Here is a 25,215-nt window from a genome sequence, read left to right on the forward strand (position 1 = left end):
CGTTCGCCGAACCCTGGCCTTGCCGAACCCCGCCGGACCTGTACCACGCCGAACCTGTACAGCGCCGGAGCTACCCTGGAACCTGCTCCCGATGAATTCGCTCCCCACCCTCCTGAAACGATCCCTGGCCACTGGCGCTGTGCTGCTTGCCACGGCGGCCGCCGCCGCGCCCGCGCCCTGGTGGCTGTGGGAAAGCGTGACCGGCAACGGTGCCAAGGTCTGTTCGCAAACGCCGCTCGGACCCGGCTGGCGAAAGTTGCTTGGCCCCTACAAGGATTCTCGTTGCGAGAAGTTGATTCGTGTTCAATAATGGGCCCACAAAGCATTTTCACACCGACGGAGGAGACATGTTTCAGAATCCCGAGCAGTTCGCCCAAGCGACGAAAACCCTGTTCGAGTTCCAGCTCGAAACCTTCAACACGCTGACCAGCAAGGCGGTGCAAGGCCTCGAGCAGGTACTGCAGCTCAATATCGATACCGCCCGCAGTGGCGTCGAGAAGAACCTGGCGGCAGGCCGCGAGATGAGCCAGGCCCCGGATCCCAAGGCGGCCATGGCGGCGGCCAGCGCCCGGATGCAGAACCTCACCAATGTCGCCGAATACAACCACCAGCTGGGCCAGATCCTGGCCGAGATCCATGGCGAATTCACCAGCGCCGCGGAAGCCCACCTGGCCGAAGCGCGCAGCAACCTGACGGCCCTGATCTACGACGTGACGAAAAACGTGCGGCCCGGCTCCGAGAACGCGGTGCAGATCGTCAAGACGGCGATCGACAACGCCTTTGCCGGCTACGAGCAGGTCACCAAGGCCACGCGCCAGGCCGTGACGACGTTCGAAGAACAGTTGGCGAAGGCCGCGGCGATCGCCGAACAGCAGCGCGAGAGCCAGACCAAGCACTGACGCCATATTGCCTGCATAGAATAAAACGCTGTGCAAGCGGCGGGAGAAGCGATAGACTGTATATAAATACAGTTCATTGCCTCTCCCGCTTTTTTTCTGCCAGCGCTTTTTGACACCACTTTCGACACCGCTTTCGACACCGCTTTTGCCAGCATTATTGCGCTAGCCCTTTCCGTTTTCGCTCCCGCCATCCCTTCCCGCCCTCCCGCTGTTCGCATGAAACCCGTCCTGGAAAACCTTTTTTATTACCTGGATAATTTCCACCGCGTACTGGAATGGATCGGCGAACGCTATGCCGACCTGCTCGACAGCGAAGAACGCGGTTTCATCGATCGCTTCCCCGCACTGCCCCGGGCTTCCCGGGCACTGTTCGTGCGAATGGTGATGCGCAAGGGGCAACTGTTCCGCGCCTCCAAGCTCGTCTATGAAGAGATCGGCTGCGCCCGTGCCGCTGCCGGGCCGCTGGCCGAGGCGGGCTGGATCGTCGTCGATCCCGCCGTGTCGCTCGACGAACTGTTCGACCTGCTGCAAAAACCGGAACTGTGCCAGGCGTTCGGCCTGGCCGGCGCGCTACGCGCGGCGCGCAAGGAAGCGCAACTGGAGGCGCTGCGTGCCGACCATGGCGGCGAACGGGCGTTTTCCGCGTGGTGGCAGGACATCGCCGCGCGCGACGAAGCCTATCGCATCGTCGCGAAACCGCTGTGCGACCGGCTGCGGCTGATCTTCTTCGGCAACTATCACCAGGACTGGACGGAGTTCGTGCTGTCCGACCTCGGCGTGTTCCGCTTCGAACAGGTGGAGATCTCGGAAGCGGCGCGGGGTTTTCGGACGCGCCGCGACATCGACGATTACCTGCAGCTGCATGCGTGCCGCGAACGCTTCGGCAACGGCGAAGCGCCGCTCGACGTGCTGCGCGACGTGCCGCCACCCGGCACCGGCAACGAATGGCTGGCCAGCCGCCGCCACAAGCTGCTGTTCCAGATGGGCCAGCACCTGGAAAAACTGCGCGAGTGGGCCGGCGCATGCGCCGTCTACGACGATTGCGCGTATCCGGGCGCGCGCGCCAGGGCCATTCGCGTGCTGGAAAAGGATGAACAGTTCGGCGCCGCCTGGGAGCGGCTGCGGGTGGCGATGGCGGCGCCGGAAAGCGACGCCGAACGCCAGCACCTGCTGCGCATGGCGCCGCGGCTGGCGCGCCGCCTCGGCCACCCGCGCAGCGCGGCCGGCAAGCCGGTGCCGCCGGCGCGCCTCGATCTCGCGCTGCCCCGGCCGGACGGCCAGTGGTGGGTCGAAGGCGTGGTGCGCGACCACCTGAACCGCGACGAGGCGCCGGTGTTCTATGTCGAGAATGCGCTGATCAATTCTCTGTTCGGCCTGTTGTGCTGGGATGCGGTGTTTGCCGCCATCCCCGGCGCGTTCTTCCACCCGTTCCACCACGGCCCGGCGGACCTGCACAGCGCCGATTTCCACCGGCGCCGCGCCGCCCAGTTCGACGCCTGCCTGGCGCAGCTGGACGACGGCAGCTACCACGCCACGATCCGCCGCAACCTGGACGCCAAGCGGGGCATCTCGTCGCCGTTCGTGTTCTGGGGCGCGCTCGATGAAACGCTGCTCGACCTGGCGCTGCACTGCATTCCGCCGGCGCACCTGAAGCAGGCGTTCCTGCGCATCCTGCAGGACATCAAGGCCAACCGCACGGGCTTCCCCGACCTGATCCAGTTCTGGCCGGCCGAGCGCCGCTACAACATGATCGAAGTGAAGGGGCCCGGCGACCGCCTGCAGGACAACCAGCTGCGCTGGATCGACTACTGCGCGCAGCACCGCATGCCGGTCACAGTCTGCTACCTGCAGTGGGCGCCCCAATGACGCAAGCCTCGCCGCGGCCGATGGAAGCGCACGAGATGGCGACAAAGTACACGGTGGCTGTGCGGGCGCTGTGCGAATTCACCGCCAAGGCCGGCGACCTGGACCTGCGCTTCACGCCCTCGCCCACCGCGCAGGAAGGCATTGCCGGCCACGGCGTGGTCACCTCCCGGCGCGACGACGATTACGAGCGCGAGATCGCGCTGTCCGGCGAATTCGGTCCGCTGCACGTGCGCGGCCGCGCCGACGGCTACGACCCGAAGCGCAACCAGCTCGAGGAAATCAAGACTTTCAGGGGCGAGCTGGAGCGCATGCCCGGCAACCATCGGGCGCTGCACTGGGCGCAGGTCAAGGTGTACGGACACCTGCTGTGCGCGGCGCGCGCGCTGCCGTCGCTGCGGCTGGCGCTGGTCTACTACGATATCGGCTCGCAGAAGGAAACCCACCTCGTCGAGGAGCACAGCGCCGCGGCGCTGCAGGCGTATTTCGAGGCGCAGTGCGGCCTGTTCCTGGCCTGGGCCGAAGCCGAACTGGCGCACCGCGCCGCGCGCGACGAGCAACTGCAGGCGCTGCGCTTTCCGCATGCCGATTTCCGGCCCGGCCAGCGCGAACTGGCCGAAGCGATGTACAAGGCCAGCGCCCGTTCGTGCGCGCTGCTGGCGCAGGCGCCGACCGGCATCGGCAAGAGCGTGGGCAGCCTGTTCCCGCTGCTGAAGGCGGCCGCGGCGCATGGCCACGACAAGATCTTCTTCCTGGCTGCGAAAACGTCCGGCCGGCGCATGGCACTCGATGCCGTGGAAAACATCCGGGCCAGCGCCCCGCTGCTGCCGCTGCGCACGCTGGAACTGGCGGCCCGCAGCACGGCCTGCGAACATCCGGACAAGGCCTGCCATGGCGAATCCTGCCCGCTGGCGAAAGGGTTTTATGACCGCTTGCCGGCGGCCCGCGCCGCGGCGGTGCGGCAGCCGATGCTCGATCGCGCCGGCGTGCGCGAGGTGGCGCTGGCGCATGGTGTGTGCCCGTACTACCTGCAAAGCGAACTGGTACGCTGGGCCGACGTGGTCGTCGGCGACTACAACTATTATTTCGACGTGACGGCGATGCTGCATTCGCTGACCGTGATGAACGACTGGCGCATCGCGGTATTGGCCGACGAGGCGCACAACATGGTGTCGCGCGCCCGCAAGATGTATTCGGCGGAGCTGGAACACGCCGGCCTGCGGCTGCTGCGCAAGACCGCCCCGGCGGCCTTGAAGAAGGCGCTGGACCGCGTGCACCGGCAATGGTCGGCGCTCGAAAAAGAGCAGCAGGACGACTACCATGCCTACGACGCGCTGCCGGAAAAACTCGTCAACGCATTGCAGACCGCCGCCACCGACATCGGCGACTACATGGCGGAAAATCCTGCCTGGTTCGATGCCGACATCCTCGACTTTTATTTCTCCGTGCTGCATTTCACGCGCCTGGCCGAGAGCTTCGGCGATCACTCTGTCTTCGATGTCACGATCGCGAACCGGGGCGCCGGCGGCGGCACGCGTGCCGATTCCGTGCTATGCCTGCGCAACATCGTGCCGGCGCCGTTCCTGCAACCGCGCTTCGCCGCGGCGCGCACGACGGCGCTGTTCTCGGCCACGCTCAGCCCCTGGAACTATTACAGCGACACGCTGGGCATGCCGGCCGGCACCGCGTGGGTCGACGTGGCCTCGCCGTTCCAGGCCGCGCAGCTGACGGTGCACATCGCCGGCCACATCTCGACCCGCTACCAGCACCGCGACCGCTCGCTGGCACCGATCGCCGCGCTGATGGGCGAGCAGTACCAGCGCCAGCCCGGCAACTACCTGGCCTTCTTCAGCAGCTTCGACTACCTGGACAAGGCCGCAGCGCTGTTCGAGCGCGAGCACCCGCACGTGACCGTATGGCGCCAGCCGCGGCGGATGGGCGAAGCCGAGCGCGACGCCTTCCTGGCACGCTTCACCGAAACCGGCCAGGGCATCGGCTTTGCCGTGCTGGGTGGTGCCTTCGGCGAGGGCATCGACCTGCCCGGCGCGCGGCTGATCGGAGCCTTCATCGCCACGCTGGGACTACCGCAGCTGAATCCCGTCAACGAGCGGATCCGCGAACGGATGCAGGCGATCTTCGGCGCCGGCTACGATTACACCTACCTGTACCCGGGCCTGCAGAAGGTGGTGCAGGCCGCCGGCCGCGTGATCCGCACCACCAGCGACACCGGCACCGTGCACCTGATCGACGACCGCTTCGCCCGGCCCGACATCCGCGCCCTGCTGCCGGCGTGGTGGCATGTGCCGGGATGATTGCGGTGCGGCTTACTGCATGACCGCGCGGATTTTCTGGTAGCCGCTACGGCTGATGGGCAGCTTCGTGCCGTCGGCCAAAATGGCGGCGTGGCTGTCCCTGCCGGCCGGTTCGATGCGCGCCACGTGTTCCACGTTGACGAGACAGGAGCGGTGGATGCGCAGGAAGCGGCCGGCGTCGAGCTGGGCTTCCAGTTCGCCCAGCGTGCCGTTCTTCAGGTAAGCCTTGCCGTCGGCGTGGATCTGCACATAGTCGTCCTGCGCTTCGATCCAGGCGATCTTGTCGGCGGCGACGACGTGCACCCTGGCGCCATCGCGGATCAGCACGCGACCGAGCGGCCTGTCGCGGGTGGCGGACGCCTCGCGCACGGCGGCTTGCTGACGCGGCAGCGCACTGGCCAGGCTGGCGCGGGCGTGGGCCAGCGCGCCGTCGAAGCGTTCCTGGCTGAACGGCTTGAGCAGGTAGTCGAGCGCATGGATCTCGAAGGCGCGGATCGCGTACTGGTCGAACGCGGTGGCGAAGATGATGCGCGTCTTGTTGCCGACCAGTTCGGCCACCTCGAAGCCGTCGAGTTTCGGCATCTGGATATCGAGCAGCACCAGGTCCGGCGCCAGTTCGGTGACCGCCTTCACGGCCTCGAAGCCATTCGCGCATTCGGCCACGATCTCGATATCCGGATGCGTGGCCAGGTATTCCCGCGCCATGCCGCGCGCCAGGGGTTCGTCGTCGACCAGGATCAGCCTCATCGTATTCTCGCGTCATGTTCCGGCATCGCTGCCGGTCGTTTCGGAAGTCTGCGCCGGCAGACTGATTTGCACACTGAAGGTGTCACCTTCGCGCTTCCATTCGAGCGCCGACCCGTTCGGATAGGCACAGGCCAGCCGCCGTCGCACATTGGCCAGGCCGATACCCCCGCCGCGGCCTTGCGCCACCTCCGGGTCGATCGCATTGCTGACCGTGATCGACAGCCGCGTGCCGTCGCGCCAGGCCGCCACCAGCACCAGGCCGCCTTCGGTCAGCTGGCCGATGCCGTGCTTGATCGCGTTCTCCACCAGCGGCTGGATGATCATCGGCGGCACCAGGCAATCGAGCGCGCCCTTCTCCAGCGCTTCCTCGGTCACCAGCCGGTCGCCGAAGCGCACCTTCTCGATGGCGAGGAAGTCGCGCACCAGCTCCATTTCCTGCGCCAGCGTGATGCGCTGCTGGCCGGCCAGGCCCTGGCTGCGGCGGAAGAAACCGGCCAGCCGCAGCGTCATTTCGCGCGCGCCCTTCGGATCGTGCGAGGTCAGCGCGCTGACCGAATTCAGGCTGTTGAACAGGAAGTGCGGGTCGACCTGCGTGCGCAGCATCCGCAATTCCGCATCCTGCGCCATCAGCTTCGATTCCAGTTCGCGCCGTTCGGCGTTGCGGGCGCGGCCCGATTCGGTCGCCAGGTAGTTGATCGCCGCCAGCAGGCCGTAGAGCAGCGCACCCAGCGCGAACAGGAACGCCGACAGCAGCGGCGTCTGCACGATGCCGGCCCAGCGCACGCCGGCTGCGAGGCACAGCTCGTTCCAGCCACCCAGCACCGCGAGCCACATGAACGCGGCCACCACGGCGGCCGTGCACAGCATCAGCACCACCAGCGCCACGGGGCGCGCGCCCAGCGGATTGGCGCGGCACAGGTAATACGCGGAAAAACCGGCCGCCACGCCGTACACCAGCGTGCCGGGAATGGCGAACAGCAGCGCGTTGACGGGCGGCGCCGGCGCCAGCACGGCGCACACGCCGCCCAGCACCGCGCCGACGATCAGCCACGCCAGCAGGTACAGCAGCGCGCCGCGCCGCGCCCGGGTCAGCCAGCTCACGGCCACCATGCCATCAGTTGCGGATTTCCACGCCGCCCATGATCGCGTAGCCGCGCACGACCAGGCGCTTGGCACCGTCCTTCGGCCGCAGCGTCGATTCCTCGATGCCGCCCAGGATCGGCGCGCCTTCCAGCTGCACGGCCCAGTCGACCGGCACCTGGATCGTGATGCCGCCCATCAGCGCGAAGATGTTCACCACCGCGTCGCCGGCCAGTGAAGCTTCGCGCAGATCGAGTTCGCAGCCGCCCATGATCGCGGTGATTTCGCCGCCGGCGAACTGCTGCGACGTGATGCGGCGCTTGTAGGCACCGAGGATGGCGGTGGCGAAGACGGCATCGTCGCTGCCGCCTTTCAGCGGCGCCGCGAAGCGGGTATCGAGGCGGCGGTGCAGCGCCGAGCGGGCCACCACGAAGATCCCCACGCCGATCATCACCAGCGGTGCCAGCACGTTCCAGCCGACCGCCAGGAGGCCGATCCCCTTCAGCAGCAATACCACGCCGAACAGCAGCAGCGCGCCGCCGATGATGTTGCCGTTGGTGGAGCGTGCTCCCATGATTTTCAGCACGCCGGCCACGATCAGCACGATCGGCCAGAACTGCACGCTCATGTCCAGCTCGAGCCAGCCCAGGTTATCGAGCAGGAAAAGCAGGCCCGCCGCGATGACGGCGAGGCCGACCACGATCTGCGCGGCCGGATTGTGCTGGCGTTCCGTGCTCATGCTTCTTCTCCCAGTTTTCGATCGAAATAACGTGTCGCCAGCGGCTGCAACACCATGCCGGCACCGGCCACGATGATAAGCAAAGGCCAGCTGTTACGGAAGGTCAGGCCCCACAGGCCTTCGTAGGTGGCATAGAACCAGGCGCCGAACAGCACCTGCGACAGGCCGTCGACGAAGCGCCGTCCATCGACCGGCGGCAGCATGTTGCCGACGCCGAAGGCGATCAGCACCAGCGGCCAGTAAGTCCACAGGCCGATCACGGCTTCATGGTCGTCGCGATTGACCAGGTAAGCCACGCCGAACGCCACCAGCGTCAGGCCCCAGATCACTTGCCGGCGCAGTTTCAGCCGCGCCCTGTCCATTTCGGTTTGCATGGGTTCCTCCATCGGATCGATGACGGAACGATACGCCACGCCGGCGGCAACGGACACCGCTTTTCGGCGAACGGCGGCTGGCCGCCGGTGAATGACGAAAGAATCGGTGGACGGCGGTGGCGTGCGCGAATGCCGGGGCGGCGCACGATGGTGAAAGCGTGGAAGGTGGCGGGAAGCCGTTTTGCTTGCGGCGTTGATCGACGCGCTGATGACATCAATCTGCCAGGACGAAACGGGTGCTGCGCGGGTTGAACAACCAACGGTAAAAAAACCCACGGCAAGCCGTGGGCATGGGGTGTGGTATCCCGGGAGAGCGGCCGGCTATGCGGCAGGCGCGGCCTGGCCCTTGACCTGGTTGCGGTATTTCGCGCGGGCGATGGCCTGCTTCTCGGCCTCCATTGCCTTGTTGAAGGCGCGCGTACGCTTCTTTTCTTCCTTGCCGCGCATTTGCGCGATGTCCTTGTTGCCGATACGGTGCGTCATGTCTTCTCCTTGTTATCAAATTTCAAGATCTGCCGTCGAACTTCTGTTCGGACATCACGAGGCCCCAACCAAGCTGGCGCCGGATTTCTTCCGGCGTCGGTGGTGGTTCCGCCTCGTTCGTCCTGCGTTCCAGGTATTCACGCACCGCTTCTTTCGACGGGTGGCCGCTCTGCGTCGTCATCATGATGACCTCCTTTAAGTTCGCGTTCGCTGCCCTGTCGCTGTGTCGGGTGCGTCGCTGCCTGGTTTGAAATTCTGGTGCCGGCGCTTGAGGCGACCGGCTTGCCTGCGGACGAGCGGCCTGCTTCGTTATGCTGTTCGTTGCATCGCGCTCTGTTACCCAACTCGGTTACGTAACTTAGTCACGCAACTCCATCTTATTAACGCTCCCTTGGAACGACAGTGCGCCAACGAACAATGATGCTGGCGCTTTCGCGCGTGTACATGTGGGAGCGCGCCTACAGCATTGCATCGATGCAGTGGCGACGTGCCTACAGCTTTTGCTGGAGGAATTCGAGGAAGCAGCCGATGCGGCGGGCCAGCTGCGTGTTGCGGTAATAGACAGCGTGAATCTGCTGGCGGTAGCCGGTGTTGCAGGCCGCCAGGACAGGCACGAGGCGGCCGCCGGCGATGTCCGCGCGCGTCATGAAATCGGCCAGGCACGTGATGCCCTCGCCGGCCAGCGCAAGCTGGCGCAGCGTTTCGCCGGAAGATGCCGCCAGCGCCGGTGCGATCGCCATGCTGTCGCCGGCCGCGTGCCGCAAGGGCCAGACATTGCCCTGCTCGTATTGCGCAAAGCCGAGCAGCGCGTGGCCGGCCAGTTCCTCGGGCGTTGCCGGCACGCCATGCCGTGCCAGGTAGGCCGGGCTGGCAAGCACGTGCAGCGGGCTGGACGTCAATGGCCGTGCATGCAGCGTGGAATCGTTCAGGGTACCGATACGGATGGCAATGTCGGTGCGGTGTTCGATCAGGTCGGCGATACGGTCGTTCGACGTGAGCTCCAGCCGGATTTCCGGGTACAGTGCGCGGAACTCGGCCACGTGCGGAACGATACAGTGCAGCATGAACGGCGATGCGGCATCGACGGACAGGCGTCCGGCCGGCTGCTGGCGGCGCATCCTGATGCATTCCTCCACTTCTTCCAGCGAGGCCAGGATGCGGCGCGCGCGGTCGAGGAACAGCTGGCCTTCCTCGGTCAGCTCCATGCGGCGCGTGGTGCGTGTGAGAAGCGATGTCTGCAGCTTTTCCTCGAGCCGGGCCAGCGCGCGGCTGACGCCGGAGGTCGTCTGCCCCAGGTGCACGGCGGCGGCGCTCATCGAGCCGCTGTCGACTACCGTCACGAAGGTCAGCAGGTCGTCCGAATTGATGTCCATGGAGCGGATTATACGGATCGGCGGTGTGCCACCGGCCGTGCCGCCGAAACAACTCGGCAATAAAAGATTTTCCTTGACCTTTGATCCAGCGTCAGCTCTGCCCTTGGTAACGGCAACGCTACGTGGCCCGCCGTTACCTGCACATTTCATCAGTGAAGTAAGTGGGAAAGGCATGGGATTATATTAACAATGTTGGCAACATTGTAAGCTTATATTTTTTTCAGGAATGGGGAGTTTACAAGTTCGCCGACTAAGCGCTATTACTTCGCAACAACAAACGAGTCAAGGGGTATATCGAAATGAAGAAAGCCTTATTCAGCAAAGTGGCGGGTTCCCTGCTGCTCTCCGCAGGTCTGCTTGCCTCTGGCGCTGCGTCCGCTCAAACCACGCTTACTTTCAATGCCGATGGCAACGCGACCTTCTCTGCATTGCACGACTGGTCCGCCGCCAGCAATATCGACACGTATCTGTTCGAAGTCGACACGACTTCCTGGGCTTCCGGTACCGCCGTCGTGGGACGTACGGCGATCAATGGTGCCCGCCAGGCAAACTACGCCATCACCGACATCCAGTTCTTCTGGGAAGCCGACGATGGAACCCGTACGGACCTGGACACTGTTTTCACTACCGACGGAGGCATCGAATTCTATCCGGTCGACTCGCTCAATGCCGGCGCCTACGGATTCACGGTCACCGGCAATACGCTGGCCACCAACCTGGGTGGCGCCTATGCCGGCACCCTGAACCTGGCGCCGGTACCGGAGCCTACTACCTATGCGATGCTGGGCATCGGCATCGGCCTGCTGGCCTTCACTGCACGCCGCAAGATCGACAACAAGCTGGGCTGATCGTCAACCGCCCCGGCAAGGACCCGCTGCGGCGGGTTTTTTTGCGCCCAGGGCACCTGACTGGACGATGTGATCCGGCCGGTCATCCTGCCGTCCCCCGGCCGTGCGTCGAGCTCGTTCATCTTGATGGGTCATCCGGGTCGTTCGTCCAGGCTGCGGGGCCCGGATTGCTGGCCAGGAAACTCGTTTGAGTTGCCTGGATGCCTTGTTATGATGCGGATAATCCAACAAGTCCTGAAAGGAACTCGCATGTCGAGACAGAAGACCGTGCATTACCCGCAACTCTTCGTTGCGCTGGCCGCCCTGCTGTTCGTTCTCACCGGTGTCCACGCGCAGACACGGCCGAACGTGACGATCCTGGCTACCGGCGGCACGATTGCCGGCACCGGTGCGACCAGCACCACGACAGTCGGCTACACCGCCGCCACCGTCGGCGTGCAGCAGTTGATCGCCGCCGTGCCGGAGCTGGCAAAGGTGGCCAACGTCAAGGGCGAACAGGTGTTCCAGATCGCCAGCGAGAGCATGACCAACGAGCATTGGCTGACGCTGGGCAAGCGCGTCAACACGCTGCTGGCCCAGGCCGACGTCGATGGCATCGTCATCACGCATGGCACGGATACGCTGGAAGAAACCGCCTATTTCCTCGACCTGGTCGTGAAGAGCCGCAAGCCGGTCGTGCTGGTCGGCGCGATGCGGCCTTCGACGGCGCTGTCGGCCGACGGACCGCTGAACCTTTATAACGCCGTGCTCGTTGCCGGCAGCCGCGAAGCGGCCGGCAAAGGCGTGCTGGTGGCACTGAACGACCAGATCCACTCGGCGCGCGACGTGACCAAGACGAATACCTCGACCCCCGACAGCTTCAAGACGCCGGAACTGGGACTGATCGGTTATCTGCAGGGCGGCAAGGCATTCTTCTACCGCACTTCCACGCGCAAGCATACGGCCGACACCGAGTTCGACATTTCCGGCATCGCCAGCCTGCCCCAGGTCGATATCGTGTACGGCTATGCCAACATGAATCCGGTGGCACTGGATGCATTCGTTGCCGCGGGCGCGAAGGGGATCATCCACGCGGGTGTCGGCGACGGCAGCCTGGCGGCCCGCGTCAAGCCTGCGCTGATTGCCGCGCGCAAGAAAGGGACCATCATCGTGCGCGCCAGCCGCGTCGGCCAGGGCATCCTGGCAAGGAACGGCGAAGCGAACGACGACGAACTCGATTTCGTTGCCGCCGATACGCTCAATCCGCAAAAGGCGCGCATCCTGCTGATGCTGGCGCTGACGAAAACGTCCAATACGGCGGAAATCCAGCGCATGTTCTACACCTATTGACGTTCCGGCTGGTGGAGCGTGGCCCGGGCCGCCTCCACCACCGCCTGGCCCAGGCGTTCGAGGGCGGGCGACTGGACGCGCCAGGCGTGCCAGTACAGCGGTACGTCGGTGAACTTTCCCGGTGCGAGATCGATCAGTTCCCCCGCTGCCACCGCACCGCCTGCCTGCTGGGACGGCAGCATGCCGTAGCCGAGACCGAGCCGGACGGCGTCCAGGAACGGATCGCTGGCCGGCACATAGTGCACCGGATAGCTGCCGGGCATCAGGCCGAGCTCCGTCTGGATGAAATCGGCCTGCAACCGATCCTTGCGGGAAAACACCACGACCGGCGCCTGCCGGGCGCCGGCTCGTTCCAGTCCGGCCGGAAACCAGCGCGCCGCGAATGCCGGCGAGGCCAGCATCCGGTAACGGATCGTACCCAGCGGCTGGACAATACAGCCACGCATGGCTTTCGGCTCGCTGGAAACCCCAGCGACCGCTTGGCCTTTTTCCAGCAGCGCATACGTGTAGTTCTGCTCGTCCAGCACGATATCGAGCGTTACGTGCTCGCGCTGCAGGAAATCGGCAACTCCGGGCAATAACCATGTCGCCAGCGTATCGTTGTTGACGGCGATGGGAATCCGCAGCGCTGCCGGCGACTGCTCGTGCAAGCCGGCGAAGAACTCTTCCTCCATCAGCCGCGTGCGGCGCAAATGCACCAGCAGGCGCTGGCCGGTCGCCGTGGTGCGGCACGGCCGGCTGCGGATCAGCAGTGGTGAACCCAGTGCCGTCTCCAGCGCCGCGATGCGCTGCGATACGGCGGACGGCGTCACGTTCAGTTCGGCTGCCGCCGCCTCGAAACTGCCCGTCTCGGCGGCTGCCAGGAACGCTTCGCAATGACGAGTGTCCATCACTTCCTTAGAGATTTTAATGAAAGCTGAATTATATTAACCCTGCTTCATTTTTTGTCGGACTTTCGTGACAATGCATTTTTCACGGAGAGCGAGATGACGACACAGGTATTCCTGAGCGGCTTGGGTCTGGGGGCCAGCCTGATCATGGCAATCGGTGCGCAGAATGCGCATGTACTGCGGATGGGCGTGCAGCGCAGCCATGTTGCGCTGACAGTCATCGCGTGCATCGCGATCGATATGGCATTGATCTGGGCGGGTGTGGCTGGCGCAGGCGCACTCATCGAGCGCTCGCCGCTATTGATGGCGCTGGCGCGCTGGGGTGGCGCTGCGTTCCTGATCTGGTATGGCTTGCGCAGCTGGCGGGGACTGCTGGCAAGCAACCGGCTGGACATCGCAGGCGCCGCAACGCCGCGCACCGCCACCGCAGCACTGGCCAGCGTGCTGGCGATGTCCCTGCTCAATCCCCATGTTTACCTGGATACCGTCGTGCTGCTCGGTTCGATCGGCGGGCGCTATCCGGCGCCCGACCGCGGCGCGTTTTCGGCCGGCGCGATGACGGCATCGCTGCTCTGGTTCAGCTTGCTTGGTTTCGGTGCCGCCCGCTTTGCCGGCGTGCTGGCGCGTCCCGTGGCATGGAAGTGCATCGAAGCGCTGACCGGCGCGGTGATGCTGCTGCTGGCGGCGAACCTCGTCATCGACGGCCTGGCCGCGCTGTGAAGGCACGGCTTTGATGGCTCGGCGCTAATCACCCGGCTTTAATCACCGGCCTTCATCACCGGGCCTTCATCACCGGGCCTTCATGAGCGCTCAGGCGGCTCCGCTTTGCCGGTGGCCGCATTCGGTACAGAATTTCGTGCCGGGCTGCAGCAGCGTGGAGCACGCGGTGCACGCTACCTGCTGCGCCATCTTGTAGCCGCATTCGGGGCAGAACTTGGCGCCGTGCGTTTCGGCGCGGCACTGGGGGCAAACAAGCTGCATGTCCTGCCTGACGTCGTGACGGGTGCCGCGGCTTTCGCCTTCCGTTGCCGCGCGATCGGCCGCGCTGCGCACTTCGCCCTGGGCGCGGGCCTGGGTGATCTTCACCTGCACATTCGGCGCGCAGTTGAAGCACAGGCCATTGGCGCCGTCAAAGCACGGTTCGCACACGTAGTCGTGGCAGTTGCCGCAACGGTTGAAGTGCTCCTTGGCGTCGGCAATCGCTTCCTTGAAAGCATCGTCGCGGGCACTGTGCCAGCCCGCCTGGGCCATGCCGCTCACCACCGTGCTGGCATTGCCCAGCAGGCCGCCGAAAATGCTGGCGCCCTTCTGGATCCAGCCGGATGCCTGGCCGCTGCGATACGGCTTGTAGTGGGTGCGCCAGCGATCGCTGCAGCGCTCGCAATAGAACTCGAACTGGAAGCCGGCATCGACGCCGGACGACTGGCTCAGGTCCTGGTAATTGCTGGAAAACCGGATCTCCGACATGACACTCTCCGAATCAGAAGCGTGTCATTATAACGACGACAACTATTTGTGGGTAAAGATTGTTGTTGCAATGACACTGAATCAGCGGTGAAACTTCGGCGAGCACAATACCCGCAAGATTGTCTTGCGGTCGAGATGGTGCTCTTCCATATAGCGTATCGCGCCATCGATGCCTTCGCTGGCGCACAGGCGCAGCGCTTCCTCGATAACGGCGGCAGTGGCGGCATCGCTGCGCAGTGCCTGGTCCGATGTGATGTGTTCTTCGTGCATGGATGACCTCGCTGATGGCCGGCGCACCGGCAAGTTCAGCATAGCGCCGGGCGCACTTCGCACGCGCAACGGCGGTGTTTCGATGGTAAGCAAATGTGACCGAACGGCCGGGAAATCAAGGCGGCAAGGCGGTGCGGCGGTGACTGGCCTGCCCAGCTGGGTTCGAACCAGCGACCTACGGCTTAGAAGGCCGTTGCTCTATCCAGCTGAGCTATGGGCAGAAAAGAATGACGCGGGGAGCGCGGCAGCTTTGCCGGCAATTGAAAAGCGGGCTGGCGCCCGCTGTCGGAGCAAAATGATAACCGCTCGGCACTACGGGCGTCAATCGACGCCCGTAGTGCGCCAGTCATCAGGCGGCGTCGGCCTGGGGCACTTCGACCTTGTCGGCGATGCGGCGGGCGCACTTCTGCGCAAGGCTCTCATCGCGCGCTTCGACCATCACGCGGATCAGCGGTTCGGTACCGGAAGCGCGGATCAGCACGCGGCCGCTGTCGCCCAGTTCGCGCTCGACGGCTTCCTTCTCGGCCACCATCGCGGCATTCTGCTGCCAGTCGAAGCCGGCCGGCACGCGCACGTTGATCAGCGTTTGCGGGAACAGTTCCAGCTGGCCGGCGATCTGTGCCAGCGTCTGGCCACTGCGCTTCAGTGCCGACAGCACCTGCAGCGCGGAAACGATGCCGTCGCCCGTGGTGTGCTTGTCCAGCGCCAGCAGATGGCCACTGCCCTCGCCGCCCAGGATCCAGCCCTTCTCCTTCATCACCTCGAGCACGTAGCGGTCGCCCACCTTGGCGCGCGCGAAGCCGATGCCTTTTTCCTTGAACGTGACTTCCAGGGCCATGTTCGTCATCAGCGTGCCGACCGCGCCTTTCACTTCGCCCGTTGCCAGGCGGTCCATCACCATCACGTACAGCAGCTCGTCGCCGTTGTACAGGCGGCCGTTCGCGTCGCACATGATCAGGCGATCCGCATCCCCGTCCAGCGCGATGCCGAGGTCGGCATCGTGCGCCAGCACGGCGGCAGCCATGGCTTTCGGCGCGGTGGCGCCATGGCCTTCGTTGATGTTGAAACCGTCCGGCTTGTTACCGATCGACACCACTTCGGCGCCCAGTTCATGGAAGACGTGCGGTGCGATGTTGAAGGCGGCGCCGTGGGCGCTGTCGACGACGATCTTCAGGCCACGCAGGTCCAGCTCGTTCGGGAACGTGCTCTTGCAGAATTCGATGTAACGGCCCCGCGCGTCTTCCAGGCGCTTGGCGCGGCCCAGTTTTTCGGACGGCACGCACCCCATCGGCTGGTCGATCTGCGCCTCGATGGCCAGTTCGACGGAGTCCGGCAGCTTGGTGCCCTGCTCGGAGAAGAACTTGATACCGTTATCCTGGAACGGGTTGTGCGACGCCGAAATCACGACGCCGGCCGACAGGCGCAAGGCACGCGTCAGGTAGGCGATGGCGGGCGTCGGCATCGGGCCCGCCAGCATCACGTCCACGCCCGCGGCCGCGAAGCCCGCTTCCAGCGCCGCTTCCAGCATGTAGCCGGAAATGCGCGTGTCCTTGCCGATCAGTACGGTAGGCCGGACGGCGCCGGCCGTGACCGTGCGCGCCAGCACCTTGCCGGCGGCGTAACCCAGGCGCATCACGAAATCCGGCGTGATCGGTGCTTCGCCAACCAGTCCACGGATACCATCGGTTCCGAAATATTTACGTGCCATGTTGTTCTCTTCAGTTAGTGTTCACTTAGTTGCCAGTTGCTGCGTGCCATACCTTCAATGCGTCGACCGTTTCGCCGACGTCATGCACGCGAACGATGCGGGCACCATTGGCGACGGCGGCCAGCGCACCGCCGATGCTGCCGGCCAGCCGCCCTTCGACAGGCTTGCCGGTCACGGCGCCGATCATCGATTTACGGGACACGCCGGCCAGCAGCGGCACCCCGAGCTCGTCGACCATGCGCCTGCCAGCCTTGAGCAGAGCGTAATTATGCTCGACGGTCTTGCCGAAACCAAACCCCGGATCGATCCACAGGCGACGCCGGTCAATGCCTGCTGCCGCCAGTGTGTCGATCCGTTCACGCAGGAATGCGGTCACTTCCAGTACGACATCGTCATAGGCAGGTTTATCCTGCATTGTTGCAGGTTTGTCAAGCATATGCATGATGCAGAGCGCGCAGTCGCTGTCGCGCACGGCCTCGATCGCACCCGGCGCACGGAAGGCGTTGATATCGTTGATCATGTCCACGCCGGCCAGCACGGCTTCCTTCATCAGTGCGGGCTTGTAGGTATCGAGCGAGACCGGGGTGCCGCATTCGCGCAGCGCGTAGAGCACCGGCAGCACGCGGCGCAGCTCTTCCTCGGCCGGTACCAGCGGCGCGCCGGGACGCGTGGACTCGCCGCCGACATCGATGATGTCGGCGCCGTCGCGGATCATCTGCTCGGCATGGGACAGCGCGTAATCCAGCGCGGCGAACTTGCCGCCATCGGAAAACGAATCGGGAGTGACGTTCAGGATGCCCATCACGAGGGCACGGTTGGCCGCCAGGAGGTGGCGGCCGAAAGGAATGCGGGACATGATTTCTACAGGATGACTGCGATGAATGACTTGAACGGATAATTTGATGAAGAAGTTTGACGGGCAAGTTCGACAAACAAATTGGACAAATGCGCCGCCAAATGCGTTCGGAAAGTAAATTCGCAAATAAAAAGGGCGAGGATCGCTCCTCACCCTTTCAGGTACACGGCATCGGCAGTTGTATTACGCCGGCGCGGTGGCGTTCGGCGAAGCGGACGACGGACCGTCGCCGTTCGGCTGCTTGCGCAGCGTGACGCCGGCCTTCGGCGGACGCGGCTCGTTGCCGGCCATGATGTCGTTGATCTGGTCCGCGTCGATGGTTTCCCAGTCGAGCAGCGCCTTCGTCATCGCCTCGACCTTGTCGCGGTTTTCATCCAGCAGCTTGCGAGCCAGCGCATACTGCGTGTCGAGAATACTGCGGATCTCGGCATCGACCTTCTGCTGCGTGGCTTCCGAGATGGTCTTGTTGCTGCCGCCCAGGAAGCCTTCGTTTGCCTCGTCTTCGTAGACCATCACGCCCAACGAATCGGACATGCCGAACTTGGTGACCATCGAGCGGGCCAGTTTCGTGGCGCGCTGGAAGTCGTTCGATGCGCCGGTGGACATCTGGCCGACGAACAGTTCCTCGGCGATACGGCCGCCGAACAGGATCGAGATTTCTTCCAGCATCTTGTCCTTGTAGCCCGAAATCCGGTCGTGCTCGGGCAGCTGCCAGGTCAGGCCCAGGGCCCAGCCGCGCGGCATGATCGTGACCTTGTGCACCGGGTCGGCCTTCGGCAGCAGCTTCGCCACGACGGCATGGCCGGATTCGTGGTACGCCGTGTTGCGGCGTTCCTCTTCGCGGATCACCATCGACTTGCGTTCCGGGCCCATGAAGATCTTGTCCTTGGCATCCTCGAAATCGGCCATGTCCACCAGGCGCTTGCTGCGGCGTGCGGCGAACAGGGCTGCCTCGTTGACCAGGTTGGCCAGGTCGGCGCCGGAGAAGCCCGGGGTGCCGCGGGCCAGGATATCGGCCTTCACGTCGGTGCTGATCGGCACCTTGCGCATGTGCACGTTCAGGATCTGCTCGCGGCCGCGGATGTCCGGCAAGCCCACGGAGACCTGGCGGTCGAAACGGCCCGGACGCAGCAGCGCTTTATCGAGCACGTCGGCACGGTTGGTGGCGGCGATCACGATGACGCCGGAGGATGCTTCGAAGCCATCCATCTCGACCAGCAACTGGTTCAGCGTCTGCTCGCGCTCGTCGTTACCGCCGCCCATGCCGGCGCCGCGGTGACGGCCGACCGCGTCGATCTCGTCGATGAAGATGATGCACGGCGAATGCTTCTTGGCGTTTTCAAACATGTCGCGCACGCGGGACGCACCCACGCCGACGAACATTTCAACGAAGTCCGAACCGGAAATCGAGAAGAACGGTACTTTCGCTTCGCCGGCGATCGCCCGTGCCAGCAGCGTCTTGCCGGTACCCGGAGGACCGACCATCAGCACGCCGCGGGGAATGCGGCCGCCCAGTTTCTGGAACTTGGTCGGATCGCGCAGGAAGTCGACGATCTCCGTCACTTCTTCCTTGGCTTCGTCGCAGCCGGCCACGTCGGAGAACGTGACGGTGTTGTTGGTTTCATCCAGCATGCGGGCCTTCGACTTGCCGAACGAGAATGCCCCGCCCTTGCCGCCGCCCTGCATCTGGCGCATGAAGAAGATCCAGACGCCGATCAGCAGCAGCATCGGGAACCACGAGACGAACACCTGCTGGAGGAACGACGGTTCTTCCGGCGGGCGCACGTCGAAACGCACGCCGTTGTCGCGCAGGTCGCCGATCAGGCCGCGATCCAGGTAGGTGGACGTGGTACGGACGCGCGTGTCGTCCGTCTTCGTCGCGGTGATGGTGCTGCCCTCGATGACGAGGTCCTTGATGCGCTTCGCCTTGATCTCATCCAGCAGGTCGGAATACGCGATGGTCTTGCTGCCGCCGGAGATGCTGTGGTTGTCGAATTGCTTGAACAGCATGAACAACAACAGGGCTACGACAACCCAGATGGCGGATTTGGAAAACATGTTATTCACGAAAACTCCTTGGATGCTGGCGCACCTGTTACCTGTAGCAGAAATTCGATTTTACCCGCATTAGGCCAAAGCGCGCTACAAAGCGGCCTAAAGGTGCGCGAAAGCGGTCGCGCACGTGTCAAAACACCAAACCGCCCGCTTGAAAACGGGCGCCGGTGGCACACAAAACATGCTGCACGCGCTCGATGTGCGGCTTTCCGCGCGAATTACAAGCCCGCCGCGCAATATTTCCAGCATTTGAGGGATTTGTCGCCCGACGGACGACGGAAAGCCGGAAAACCGGAAAGCCGCATGGCCGCATAGCCGGAAAGTCAGTTTTCGGCCGGCTGCTTCAGGCCGCGTCCGAGCAGGAAGATTTCCGAGGATTTATCACGGCTCGCCTTCGGCTTCTTTTGCGTGACGGTCTTGAATTCATGGCGAAACTTTTCCACGATCTGCGAAAAGCCCATGTCCTTGAAACATTTGACCAGCAGCGCGCCGCCAGGTTTCAGGTGCAATTGCGAGAATTCGAGCGCCAGGTCGATCAGGTCTTCCATCCTGGCCGCATCCGCACTGGCAATGCCGGACAGGTTGGGCGCCATGTCCGACAACACCAGGTCGACCTTGCGGCCCTGCAGCAGCGCGGCCAGCTGGTCGACGCTTTCCTGCTCGCGGAAATCGCCTTGAATGAAATGCATGTCGGCGATCGGCTCCATCGGCAGGATATCGAGACCGATGATCGTGCCATTGATGCCGCCGCCTTCCTTGCCGGCCAGCTTGCGCCGCACATACTGGCCCCAGCTGCCGGGCGTGCAGCCCAGGTCGACGATCACCTGGCCCGACCGGACCAGCTTCTCGTCTTCGTCGATCTCCTTGAGCTTGTATGCGGCCCGGGCCCGGTAGCCATCCTTCTGCGCAGCCTTCACGTAAGGGTCGTTAATATGGTCGTGTAACCAGTTTTTGTTTAATTTGTTCTTTGCCATTCGCGTAGAATACTGCCTTTAAGAGAACTACCTATAAACCATTATGTTGAATCTGACCCCTGTTGAGCGCAGCGCCCTGCGCGCAGAAGCCCACGCGCTCAAGCCCATCGTCCTCATTGGGGAAGCCGGCCTTTCCGAGGCCGTGATGAAGGAAATCGAACTGGGACTGGATTCCCACGGCCTGATCAAGGTCCGCGTGTTCGGCGACGATCGCGAAGCCCGCATCGAAATGTACGAAACCATCTGCGCGCAACTCGACGCCGCTCCCGTCCAGCACATCGGCAAGCTGCTGGTGCTGTACCGTCCGAAGAAGGAAGCCGAGAAAGCCCGTACCGGCAAAACCGGCAAGGGCATGCGCATGGTCACCATCGTCAAGCCCAGCGCCAGCGGCACCAAGAAGCCGTCCGTCAGCAAGGTCATGCTGAAAGGCAACGAGCGCGTCACCGAAGGCGGCACGATCAAGCGCGCGAAAAAGCGCCAGACCAGCACCAAGAAAAACGTCGGCTGAGCTGCCTGACCAGCACGACCGAAGCGGGCATTGCCCGCTTTTTTATTGCCTGAAAACGGGGCACGGCAGGGGTTTCGAGGAGCACCGCTCCTCGCCTGCGGCGCGATGCGGGCATGCGAGCCCGCCCTCCTCCGTCCCCACTTTTCAGGAAACTACTGCTTCAGGATCAGCCAGCCGGCCAGGAAGCTCTGCACCAGGTAGATCACGCTGGAAATCCCGTGCAGCATGCCGAAGCGCGACTTGGCGGCCGATTCCATCACGCCGCCCGGGCCCGCCGCGGCGCGCAGTTCGGCCATCATCGGCTGCAGGCCGAAATGGCTGACGACGGTGCACAGCGCTATCGCCGCCACCAGCGCCAGCACGGTGCGGCGCCGCGCAGGCGTCCAGTCCGGCGTCGCGAACTTCAGCAGCACCAGCAGCGCCAGCGCGCAGCCCAGGGACAGCATCGCCTCGGAGTGGAACATCGCGCCGGCGATCGTGCCGGCCAGCACGCGGTCGGACAGCGTCGCGAACAGCGTCGGCGCCACCAGGTAGCCGACGGTCCACAGGCTGCCGGCCCATGCCACCGCGACCAGGAGCCGCACCTTCGCCAGCATCAGACGTAGTGCACTTCGAGGATTTCGTATTCGCGCGGGCCGCTCGGGGCCTGCACCTCGACGACGTCGCCGGCCGATTTGCCGATCAGCGCGCGGGCGATCGGCGACGTGACGGAAACCTTGTTGACCTTGATGTCGGCCTCATCGGTGCCGACGATCTGGTAGCTGACTTTCTGGCCCGATTCCAGGTCTTCCAGGTCGACGGTGGCGCCAAACACCACGCGCCCTTCCGCGTCCAGCGTGGCCGGATCGATGATCTGCGCGCTCGACAGCTTGCCTTCGAGCTCGGCGATGCGACCCTCGACGAAAGCCTGGCGCTCTTTCGCGGCATCGTATTCGGCGTTTTCCGACAGGTCGCCATGCGACCGCGCTTCGGCGATCGCATCGATGACGATACGGCGTTCCTTGGTCTTCAGCTGGTGCAGTTCTTCCTTCAGGAGTTCGGCGCCGTATTTAGTGAGGGGAACAGAATTCATGTGTCGTCTCTTGGGTAATTGAAAAAGCACAGAGCCCGCGCCATGCTTCGGCGCGGGCTCTGTATTGGGTCGGGACCGAGTCTGGCTCGGTTCCGACTACAGCCTTGGAGCGAGCCTGCAACGACCCGCAATGAGGCTTAGTGTAAAGACTTATGCAGTCCTTGTAAATCGTACACCTGCAACTCGTCCAGGTGACGGATACCGGCCACCGCGGCCTCGGCGCCCGCGATCGTCGTGTACGTCGTCACGCGCGATTGCAGGGCCGACGTGCGGATCGCCCGCGAATCGACGATGGCGCTGCGCTTTTCCTCGACCGTGTTGATGACCAGCGCGATCTCGTGGTTCTTGATCATGTCGACCACGTGCGGACGCCCTTCGACGACCTTGTTGACGGGCGTTACGGGAATGCCCGCCGCCGAGATCACGGCCGCCGTGCCCTTCGTGGCGACCAGCGTGAAGCCAGCCTCGACCAGGTCACGCGCCACCTTCACGGCGCGCGGCTTGTCGGAAGCCTTCACGGACAGGAACACCTTGCCGGACTTCGGCAGTTTCACGCCGGCGCCCAGCTGCGATTTCACGAACGCTTCGGCGAACGTCTGGCCCACGCCCATCACTTCGCCGGTCGACTTCATTTCAGGGCCGAGGATGGTGTCCACGCCCGGGAATTTCACGAACGGGAACACGGCTTCCTTGACACTGTAGTAAGGCGGCACGACTTCCTGCGTGATGCCCTGCGACGCCAGCGTCTGGCCCACCATGCAGCGCGCGGCGATCTTGGCCAGCTGCAGGCCGGTGGCCTTCGACACGAACGGCACCGTGCGCGACGCGCGCGGGTTCACTTCCAGCACGAACACCACGTCTTTTTCGACGCCGTCGATTTCCTGCTTCTGGATCGCGAACTGCACGTTCATCAGGCCGACCACGTTCAGGCCCTTGGCCATCAGCGCGGTCTGGCGCTTCAGTTCGTCGATGGTTTCCTGCGACAGCGAGTACGGCGGCAGCGAGCACGCCGAGTCGCCCGAGTGCACGCCGGCCTGCTCGATGTGCTCCATCACGCCGCCGATGAAGGTGGTCTCGCCATCGGAGATGCAATCCACGTCGCACTCGATCGCATCGTTCAGGAAGCGGTCCAGCAGCACCGGCGAATCGTTCGACACCTTCACCGCTTCGCGCATGTAGCGCTCCAGGTCGCGCTGCTCGTGCACGATTTCCATCGCGCGGCCGCCCAGCACGTACGAAGGACGCACCACCAGCGGGTAGCCGATTTCCTGGGCCAGCTTGAGGGCTTCTTCTTCCGTGCGCGCAGTGCGGTTAGGCGGCTGGCGCAGTTCCAGGTCCTGCAGCAGCTTCTGGAAACGCTCGCGGTCTTCGGCCGCATCGATCATGTCCGGCGACGTGCCGACGATCGGCACGCCGTTCTTTTCCAGGTCGAGTGCCAGCTTCAGCGGCGTCTGGCCGCCGTACTGCACGATCACGCCGACCGGTTTTTCCAGGTCGACGATTTCCAGCACGTCTTCCAGCGTCAGCGATTCGAAGTACAGGCGGTCCGACGTGTCGTAGTCGGTCGACACGGTTTCCGGGTTGCAGTTGACCATGATGGTCTCGTAGCCGTCCTCGCGCATCGCCAGCGCCGCGTGCACGCAGCAGTAGTCGAACTCGATGCCCTGGCCGATCCGGTTCGGGCCGCCGCCCAGCACCATGATCTTCTTCTTGTCGGTCGGGTTCGATTCGCACTCCTCGTCGTACGTGGAGTACATGTATGCGGTGTTGGTGGCGAATTCGGCGGCGCAGGTGTCGACGCGCTTGTACACCGGGCGGATGCCCAGTTCGCGGCGCTTTTCACGCACGGCCGTGTCGGTGGTCTGCAGCAGGTAGGCCAGGCGGCGGTCCGAGAAGCCCTTCTGCTTCAGGCGGTACAGCGTGTTCTTGTCCAGGTTGTCGAGCTTCTGCGTATCCAGCCACAGTTCCAGGTCGACGATTTCCTTGATCTGCACGAGGAACCACGGATCGATCTTGGTCAGGTTGTGCACTTCTTCCATGGTGAAGCCCTGGGCGAACGCATCGCCCACGTACCAGATGCGCTCCGGACCCGGCTCGCCCAGTTCCTCTTCCAGCTTCTCGCGGTCCACGGTCTTCTGGTTCAGGCCATCGACGCCCACTTCCAGGCCGCGCAGCGCCTTCTGGAACGATTCCTGGAACGTGCGGCCCATCGCCATCACCTCGCCCACCGACTTCATCTGCGTGGTGAGGTGGTCGTCGGCGGTCGGGAATTTTTCAAATGCAAAGCGCGGGATCTTCGTGACGACGTAGTCGATCGACGGTTCGAACGACGCCGGGGTCGCGCCGCCGGTGATCTCGTTGCGCAGCTCGTCGAGCGTGAAGCCCACGGCCAGCTTCGCGGCGACCTTGGCGATCGGGAAGCCGGTGGCCTTCGACGCCAGCGCCGACGAACGCGACACGCGCGGGTTCATCTCGATGACGATCATGCGGCCGTCCTTCGGGTTGATCGAGAACTGCACGTTCGAGCCGCCCGTATCCACGCCGATCTCGCGCAGCACCGCCAGCGAGGCGTTGCGCATGATCTGGTATTCCTTGTCGGTCAGCGTCTGCGCCGGTGCCACGGTGATCGAGTCGCCGGTGTGCACGCCCATCGGGTCGAGGTTCTCGATCGAGCAGATGATGATGCAGTTGTCCGCCTTGTCGCGCACCACTTCCATCTCGTACTCTTTCCAGCCCAGCAGCGACTCTTCGATCAGCAGCTCGCTGGTGGGCGAGGCTTCCAGGCCGCGCTTGCAGATCTGCTCGAACTCTTCCTCGTTGTAGGCGATGCCGCCGCCGCTGCCGCCCATCGTGAACGATGGCCGGATGATGGTCGGGAAGCCCATCTCGCGCTGCACTTTCCAGGCTTCTTCCATCGAGTGGGCGATGCCGGAACGGGCCGAACCCAGGCCGATCTTGGTCATCGCGTCCTTGAACTTGGAACGGTCCTCGGCCTTGTCGATCGCTTCCGGCGTGGCGCCGATCAGCTCCACGTTGTACTTGGCCAGCACGCCGTTGTTGTGCAGGTCCAGCGCGCAGTTCAGCGCGGTCTGGCCGCCCATCGTCGGCAGGATCGCGTCGGGCCGTTCCTTGGCCAGGATGCGTTCCACTACCTGCCAGGTAATCGGCTCGATGTAGGTGACGTCGGCCATTTCCGGGTCGGTCATGATCGTCGCCGGGTTGCTGTTCACCAGGATGACTTTATAGCCCTCCTCGCGCAGCGCCTTGCAGGCTTGCGCGCCGGAGTAGTCGAATTCGCAGGCCTGGCCGATCACGATCGGGCCGGAGCCGATAATCAGGATGCTTTTAATGTCTGAACGTTTTGGCAT

General features: G+C 64.1%; 25 protein-coding genes and 1 tRNA gene. 8 read left to right on the forward strand and 18 right to left on the reverse strand.

The window, feature by feature from the left end:
* Window positions 1-91 precede the first annotated feature (91 nt).
* From FHS02_RS12665 to FHS02_RS12680, 4 genes are all read left to right on the forward strand, one after another.
* Window positions 92-310, forward strand: a complete 219-nt coding sequence (locus FHS02_RS12665) for a hypothetical protein (protein ID WP_137311920.1) — start codon at window positions 92-94, stop codon at window positions 308-310.
* A gap of 37 nt (window positions 311-347) precedes the next feature.
* Window positions 348-899, forward strand: a complete 552-nt coding sequence (locus FHS02_RS12670; protein ID WP_137311919.1) for a phasin family protein — start codon at window positions 348-350, stop codon at window positions 897-899.
* Between the two features lie 216 nt (window positions 900-1,115).
* Entirely contained in the window at window positions 1,116-2,765 is a 1,650-nt protein-coding gene (locus FHS02_RS12675) for a VRR-NUC domain-containing protein (protein WP_137311918.1), read from the forward strand.
* Window positions 2,762-5,074 carry an ATP-dependent DNA helicase gene (locus tag FHS02_RS12680; protein ID WP_229422445.1) on the forward strand — a complete coding sequence of 771 codons (2,313 nt, stop codon included), beginning with the start codon at window positions 2,762-2,764 and terminating at the stop codon, window positions 5,072-5,074. The genes FHS02_RS12675 and FHS02_RS12680 overlap by 4 nt, the downstream gene beginning before the upstream one ends.
* Window positions 5,075-5,086: 12 nt before the next feature.
* Here the strand turns inward: FHS02_RS12680 and FHS02_RS12685 are convergent, their stop codons facing one another.
* The 7 genes from FHS02_RS12685 to FHS02_RS12715 all read right to left on the reverse strand — a co-directional run bounded on the left by FHS02_RS12685 (window position 5,087) and on the right by FHS02_RS12715 (window position 9,870).
* Complete coding sequence (locus FHS02_RS12685) at window positions 5,087-5,821, reverse strand: LytR/AlgR family response regulator transcription factor (RefSeq protein WP_137311917.1); 735 nt, start codon at window positions 5,819-5,821, stop codon at window positions 5,087-5,089.
* Window positions 5,822-5,833: 12 nt separating this feature from the next.
* The gene (locus FHS02_RS12690) at window positions 5,834-6,922 is read right to left on the reverse strand and encodes a sensor histidine kinase (RefSeq protein WP_137311916.1); all 1,089 of its coding nucleotides are present in this window, start codon (window positions 6,920-6,922) and stop codon (window positions 5,834-5,836) included.
* A gap of 13 nt (window positions 6,923-6,935) precedes the next feature.
* Window positions 6,936-7,640, reverse strand: a complete 705-nt coding sequence (locus FHS02_RS12695) for a LiaF transmembrane domain-containing protein (protein WP_137311915.1) — start codon at window positions 7,638-7,640, stop codon at window positions 6,936-6,938.
* A complete protein-coding gene (locus FHS02_RS12700; RefSeq protein ID WP_137311914.1) occupies window positions 7,637-8,014 on the reverse strand; it encodes a LiaF transmembrane domain-containing protein in 378 nt (125 codons plus the stop codon). Before FHS02_RS12700 ends, FHS02_RS12695 begins: the two co-directional genes overlap by 4 nt.
* Window positions 8,015-8,335: 321 nt before the next feature.
* On the reverse strand, window positions 8,336-8,497 hold the full coding sequence (locus FHS02_RS12705) for a hypothetical protein (RefSeq protein WP_165390736.1): 162 nt from the start codon (window positions 8,495-8,497) through the stop codon (window positions 8,336-8,338).
* A gap of 22 nt (window positions 8,498-8,519) precedes the next feature.
* A complete protein-coding gene (locus FHS02_RS12710; RefSeq protein ID WP_175424633.1) occupies window positions 8,520-8,681 on the reverse strand; it encodes a hypothetical protein in 162 nt (53 codons plus the stop codon).
* Window positions 8,682-8,988: 307 nt separating this feature from the next.
* Window positions 8,989-9,870, reverse strand: coding sequence for a LysR family transcriptional regulator (locus FHS02_RS12715; RefSeq protein ID WP_137311913.1), 882 nt, complete (start codon window positions 9,868-9,870; stop codon window positions 8,989-8,991).
* 299 nt (window positions 9,871-10,169) lie between these two features.
* On the opposite strand from FHS02_RS12715, the gene FHS02_RS12720 reads away from it, so the two are divergent.
* On the forward strand, window positions 10,170-10,718 hold the full coding sequence (locus tag FHS02_RS12720; RefSeq protein WP_137311912.1) for an FxDxF family PEP-CTERM protein: 549 nt from the start codon (window positions 10,170-10,172) through the stop codon (window positions 10,716-10,718).
* 249 nt (window positions 10,719-10,967) lie between these two features.
* Complete coding sequence (locus tag FHS02_RS12725; RefSeq protein WP_137311911.1) at window positions 10,968-12,047, forward strand: type II asparaginase; 1,080 nt, start codon at window positions 10,968-10,970, stop codon at window positions 12,045-12,047.
* Here the strand turns inward: FHS02_RS12725 and FHS02_RS12730 are convergent.
* Complete coding sequence (locus FHS02_RS12730; protein ID WP_137311910.1) at window positions 12,041-12,937, reverse strand: LysR family transcriptional regulator ArgP; 897 nt, start codon at window positions 12,935-12,937, stop codon at window positions 12,041-12,043. The genes FHS02_RS12725 and FHS02_RS12730 overlap by 7 nt on opposite strands.
* Window positions 12,938-13,033: 96 nt before the next feature.
* Between FHS02_RS12730 and FHS02_RS12735 the strand changes: the two genes are divergently transcribed.
* Window positions 13,034-13,657, forward strand: a complete 624-nt coding sequence (locus FHS02_RS12735) for a LysE/ArgO family amino acid transporter (protein WP_229422444.1) — start codon at window positions 13,034-13,036, stop codon at window positions 13,655-13,657.
* 90 nt (window positions 13,658-13,747) lie between these two features.
* Here FHS02_RS12735 and FHS02_RS12740 read toward each other — a convergent pair whose 3' ends face one another.
* The 7 genes from FHS02_RS12740 to FHS02_RS12770 all read right to left on the reverse strand — a co-directional run bounded on the left by FHS02_RS12740 (window position 13,748) and on the right by FHS02_RS12770 (window position 20,267).
* Window positions 13,748-14,404, reverse strand: coding sequence for a zinc ribbon domain-containing protein (locus tag FHS02_RS12740; RefSeq protein WP_137311909.1), 657 nt, complete (start codon window positions 14,402-14,404; stop codon window positions 13,748-13,750).
* Window positions 14,405-14,485: 81 nt separating this feature from the next.
* The gene (locus tag FHS02_RS12745; RefSeq protein WP_137311908.1) at window positions 14,486-14,674 is read right to left on the reverse strand and encodes a hypothetical protein; all 189 of its coding nucleotides are present in this window, start codon (window positions 14,672-14,674) and stop codon (window positions 14,486-14,488) included.
* Window positions 14,675-14,818: 144 nt separating this feature from the next.
* Window positions 14,819-14,895, reverse strand: a tRNA-Arg gene (locus FHS02_RS12750).
* Window positions 14,896-15,023: 128 nt separating this feature from the next.
* On the reverse strand, window positions 15,024-16,382 hold the full coding sequence (gene glmM / locus FHS02_RS12755; RefSeq protein ID WP_137311907.1) for a phosphoglucosamine mutase: 1,359 nt from the start codon (window positions 16,380-16,382) through the stop codon (window positions 15,024-15,026).
* Window positions 16,383-16,407: 25 nt separating this feature from the next.
* Window positions 16,408-17,238, reverse strand: coding sequence for a dihydropteroate synthase (folP, locus tag FHS02_RS12760; RefSeq protein WP_221403853.1), 831 nt, complete (start codon window positions 17,236-17,238; stop codon window positions 16,408-16,410).
* Between the two features lie 183 nt (window positions 17,239-17,421).
* Window positions 17,422-19,305 carry an ATP-dependent zinc metalloprotease FtsH gene (gene ftsH / locus FHS02_RS12765; protein ID WP_137311906.1) on the reverse strand — a complete coding sequence of 628 codons (1,884 nt, stop codon included), beginning with the start codon at window positions 19,303-19,305 and terminating at the stop codon, window positions 17,422-17,424.
* A gap of 311 nt (window positions 19,306-19,616) precedes the next feature.
* Window positions 19,617-20,267 (reverse strand): RlmE family RNA methyltransferase, encoded by a 651-nt coding sequence (locus FHS02_RS12770; RefSeq protein ID WP_137311905.1) that lies wholly within the window; start codon window positions 20,265-20,267, stop codon window positions 19,617-19,619.
* A gap of 43 nt (window positions 20,268-20,310) precedes the next feature.
* Between FHS02_RS12770 and yhbY the strand changes: the two genes are divergently transcribed.
* Window positions 20,311-20,775, forward strand: a complete 465-nt coding sequence (yhbY, locus tag FHS02_RS12775; RefSeq protein WP_137311904.1) for a ribosome assembly RNA-binding protein YhbY — start codon at window positions 20,311-20,313, stop codon at window positions 20,773-20,775.
* Window positions 20,776-20,927: 152 nt separating this feature from the next.
* Here yhbY and FHS02_RS12780 read toward each other — a convergent pair whose 3' ends face one another.
* From FHS02_RS12780 to carB, 3 genes are all read right to left on the reverse strand, one after another.
* Window positions 20,928-21,374, reverse strand: a complete 447-nt coding sequence (locus tag FHS02_RS12780) for a DUF4149 domain-containing protein (RefSeq protein WP_137311903.1) — start codon at window positions 21,372-21,374, stop codon at window positions 20,928-20,930.
* Window positions 21,371-21,847, reverse strand: coding sequence for a transcription elongation factor GreA (greA, locus tag FHS02_RS12785; RefSeq protein ID WP_130185134.1), 477 nt, complete (start codon window positions 21,845-21,847; stop codon window positions 21,371-21,373). Before greA ends, FHS02_RS12780 begins: the two co-directional genes overlap by 4 nt.
* 137 nt (window positions 21,848-21,984) lie before the next feature.
* The gene (carB, locus tag FHS02_RS12790; RefSeq protein WP_137311902.1) at window positions 21,985-25,215 is read right to left on the reverse strand and encodes a carbamoyl-phosphate synthase large subunit; all 3,231 of its coding nucleotides are present in this window, start codon (window positions 25,213-25,215) and stop codon (window positions 21,985-21,987) included.

The organism is Pseudoduganella umbonata (genome assembly GCF_014192225.1).
GTDB classification, from domain to species: Bacteria; Pseudomonadota; Gammaproteobacteria; order Burkholderiales; family Burkholderiaceae_D; genus Rugamonas; species Rugamonas umbonata.

Bases quoted from the DNA above. Each gene is read 5' to 3' on its own strand.
- FHS02_RS12665 (WP_137311920.1), top strand. From the start codon at position 92: ATGAATTCGCTCCCCACCCTCCTGAAACGATCCCTGGCCACTGGCGCT.
- FHS02_RS12670 (WP_137311919.1), top strand. From the start codon at position 348: ATGTTTCAGAATCCCGAGCAGTTCGCCCAAGCGACGAAAACCCTGTTC.
- FHS02_RS12675 (WP_137311918.1), top strand. From the start codon at position 1,116: ATGAAACCCGTCCTGGAAAACCTTTTTTATTACCTGGATAATTTCCAC.
- FHS02_RS12680 (WP_229422445.1), top strand. From the start codon at position 2,762: ATGACGCAAGCCTCGCCGCGGCCGATGGAAGCGCACGAGATGGCGACA.
- FHS02_RS12685 (WP_137311917.1), bottom strand. From the start codon at position 5,821: ATGAGGCTGATCCTGGTCGACGACGAACCCCTGGCGCGCGGCATGGCG.
- FHS02_RS12695 (WP_137311915.1), bottom strand. From the start codon at position 7,640: ATGAGCACGGAACGCCAGCACAATCCGGCCGCGCAGATCGTGGTCGGC.
- FHS02_RS12700 (WP_137311914.1), bottom strand. From the start codon at position 8,014: ATGCAAACCGAAATGGACAGGGCGCGGCTGAAACTGCGCCGGCAAGTG.
- FHS02_RS12705 (WP_165390736.1), bottom strand. From the start codon at position 8,497: ATGACGCACCGTATCGGCAACAAGGACATCGCGCAAATGCGCGGCAAG.
- FHS02_RS12710 (WP_175424633.1), bottom strand. From the start codon at position 8,681: ATGATGACGACGCAGAGCGGCCACCCGTCGAAAGAAGCGGTGCGTGAA.
- FHS02_RS12715 (WP_137311913.1), bottom strand. From the start codon at position 9,870: ATGGACATCAATTCGGACGACCTGCTGACCTTCGTGACGGTAGTCGAC.
- FHS02_RS12720 (WP_137311912.1), top strand. From the start codon at position 10,170: ATGAAGAAAGCCTTATTCAGCAAAGTGGCGGGTTCCCTGCTGCTCTCC.
- FHS02_RS12725 (WP_137311911.1), top strand. From the start codon at position 10,968: ATGTCGAGACAGAAGACCGTGCATTACCCGCAACTCTTCGTTGCGCTG.
- FHS02_RS12730 (WP_137311910.1), bottom strand. From the start codon at position 12,937: ATGGACACTCGTCATTGCGAAGCGTTCCTGGCAGCCGCCGAGACGGGC.
- FHS02_RS12735 (WP_229422444.1), top strand. From the start codon at position 13,034: ATGACGACACAGGTATTCCTGAGCGGCTTGGGTCTGGGGGCCAGCCTG.
- FHS02_RS12740 (WP_137311909.1), bottom strand. From the start codon at position 14,404: ATGTCGGAGATCCGGTTTTCCAGCAATTACCAGGACCTGAGCCAGTCG.
- FHS02_RS12745 (WP_137311908.1), bottom strand. From the start codon at position 14,674: ATGCACGAAGAACACATCACATCGGACCAGGCACTGCGCAGCGATGCC.
- glmM (WP_137311907.1), bottom strand. From the start codon at position 16,382: ATGGCACGTAAATATTTCGGAACCGATGGTATCCGTGGACTGGTTGGC.
- folP (WP_221403853.1), bottom strand. From the start codon at position 17,238: ATGTCCCGCATTCCTTTCGGCCGCCACCTCCTGGCGGCCAACCGTGCC.
- FHS02_RS12770 (WP_137311905.1), bottom strand. From the start codon at position 20,267: ATGGCAAAGAACAAATTAAACAAAAACTGGTTACACGACCATATTAAC.
- yhbY (WP_137311904.1), top strand. From the start codon at position 20,311: ATGTTGAATCTGACCCCTGTTGAGCGCAGCGCCCTGCGCGCAGAAGCC.
- greA (WP_130185134.1), bottom strand. From the start codon at position 21,847: ATGAATTCTGTTCCCCTCACTAAATACGGCGCCGAACTCCTGAAGGAA.
- carB (WP_137311902.1), bottom strand. From the start codon at position 25,215: ATGCCAAAACGTTCAGACATTAAAAGCATCCTGATTATCGGCTCCGGC.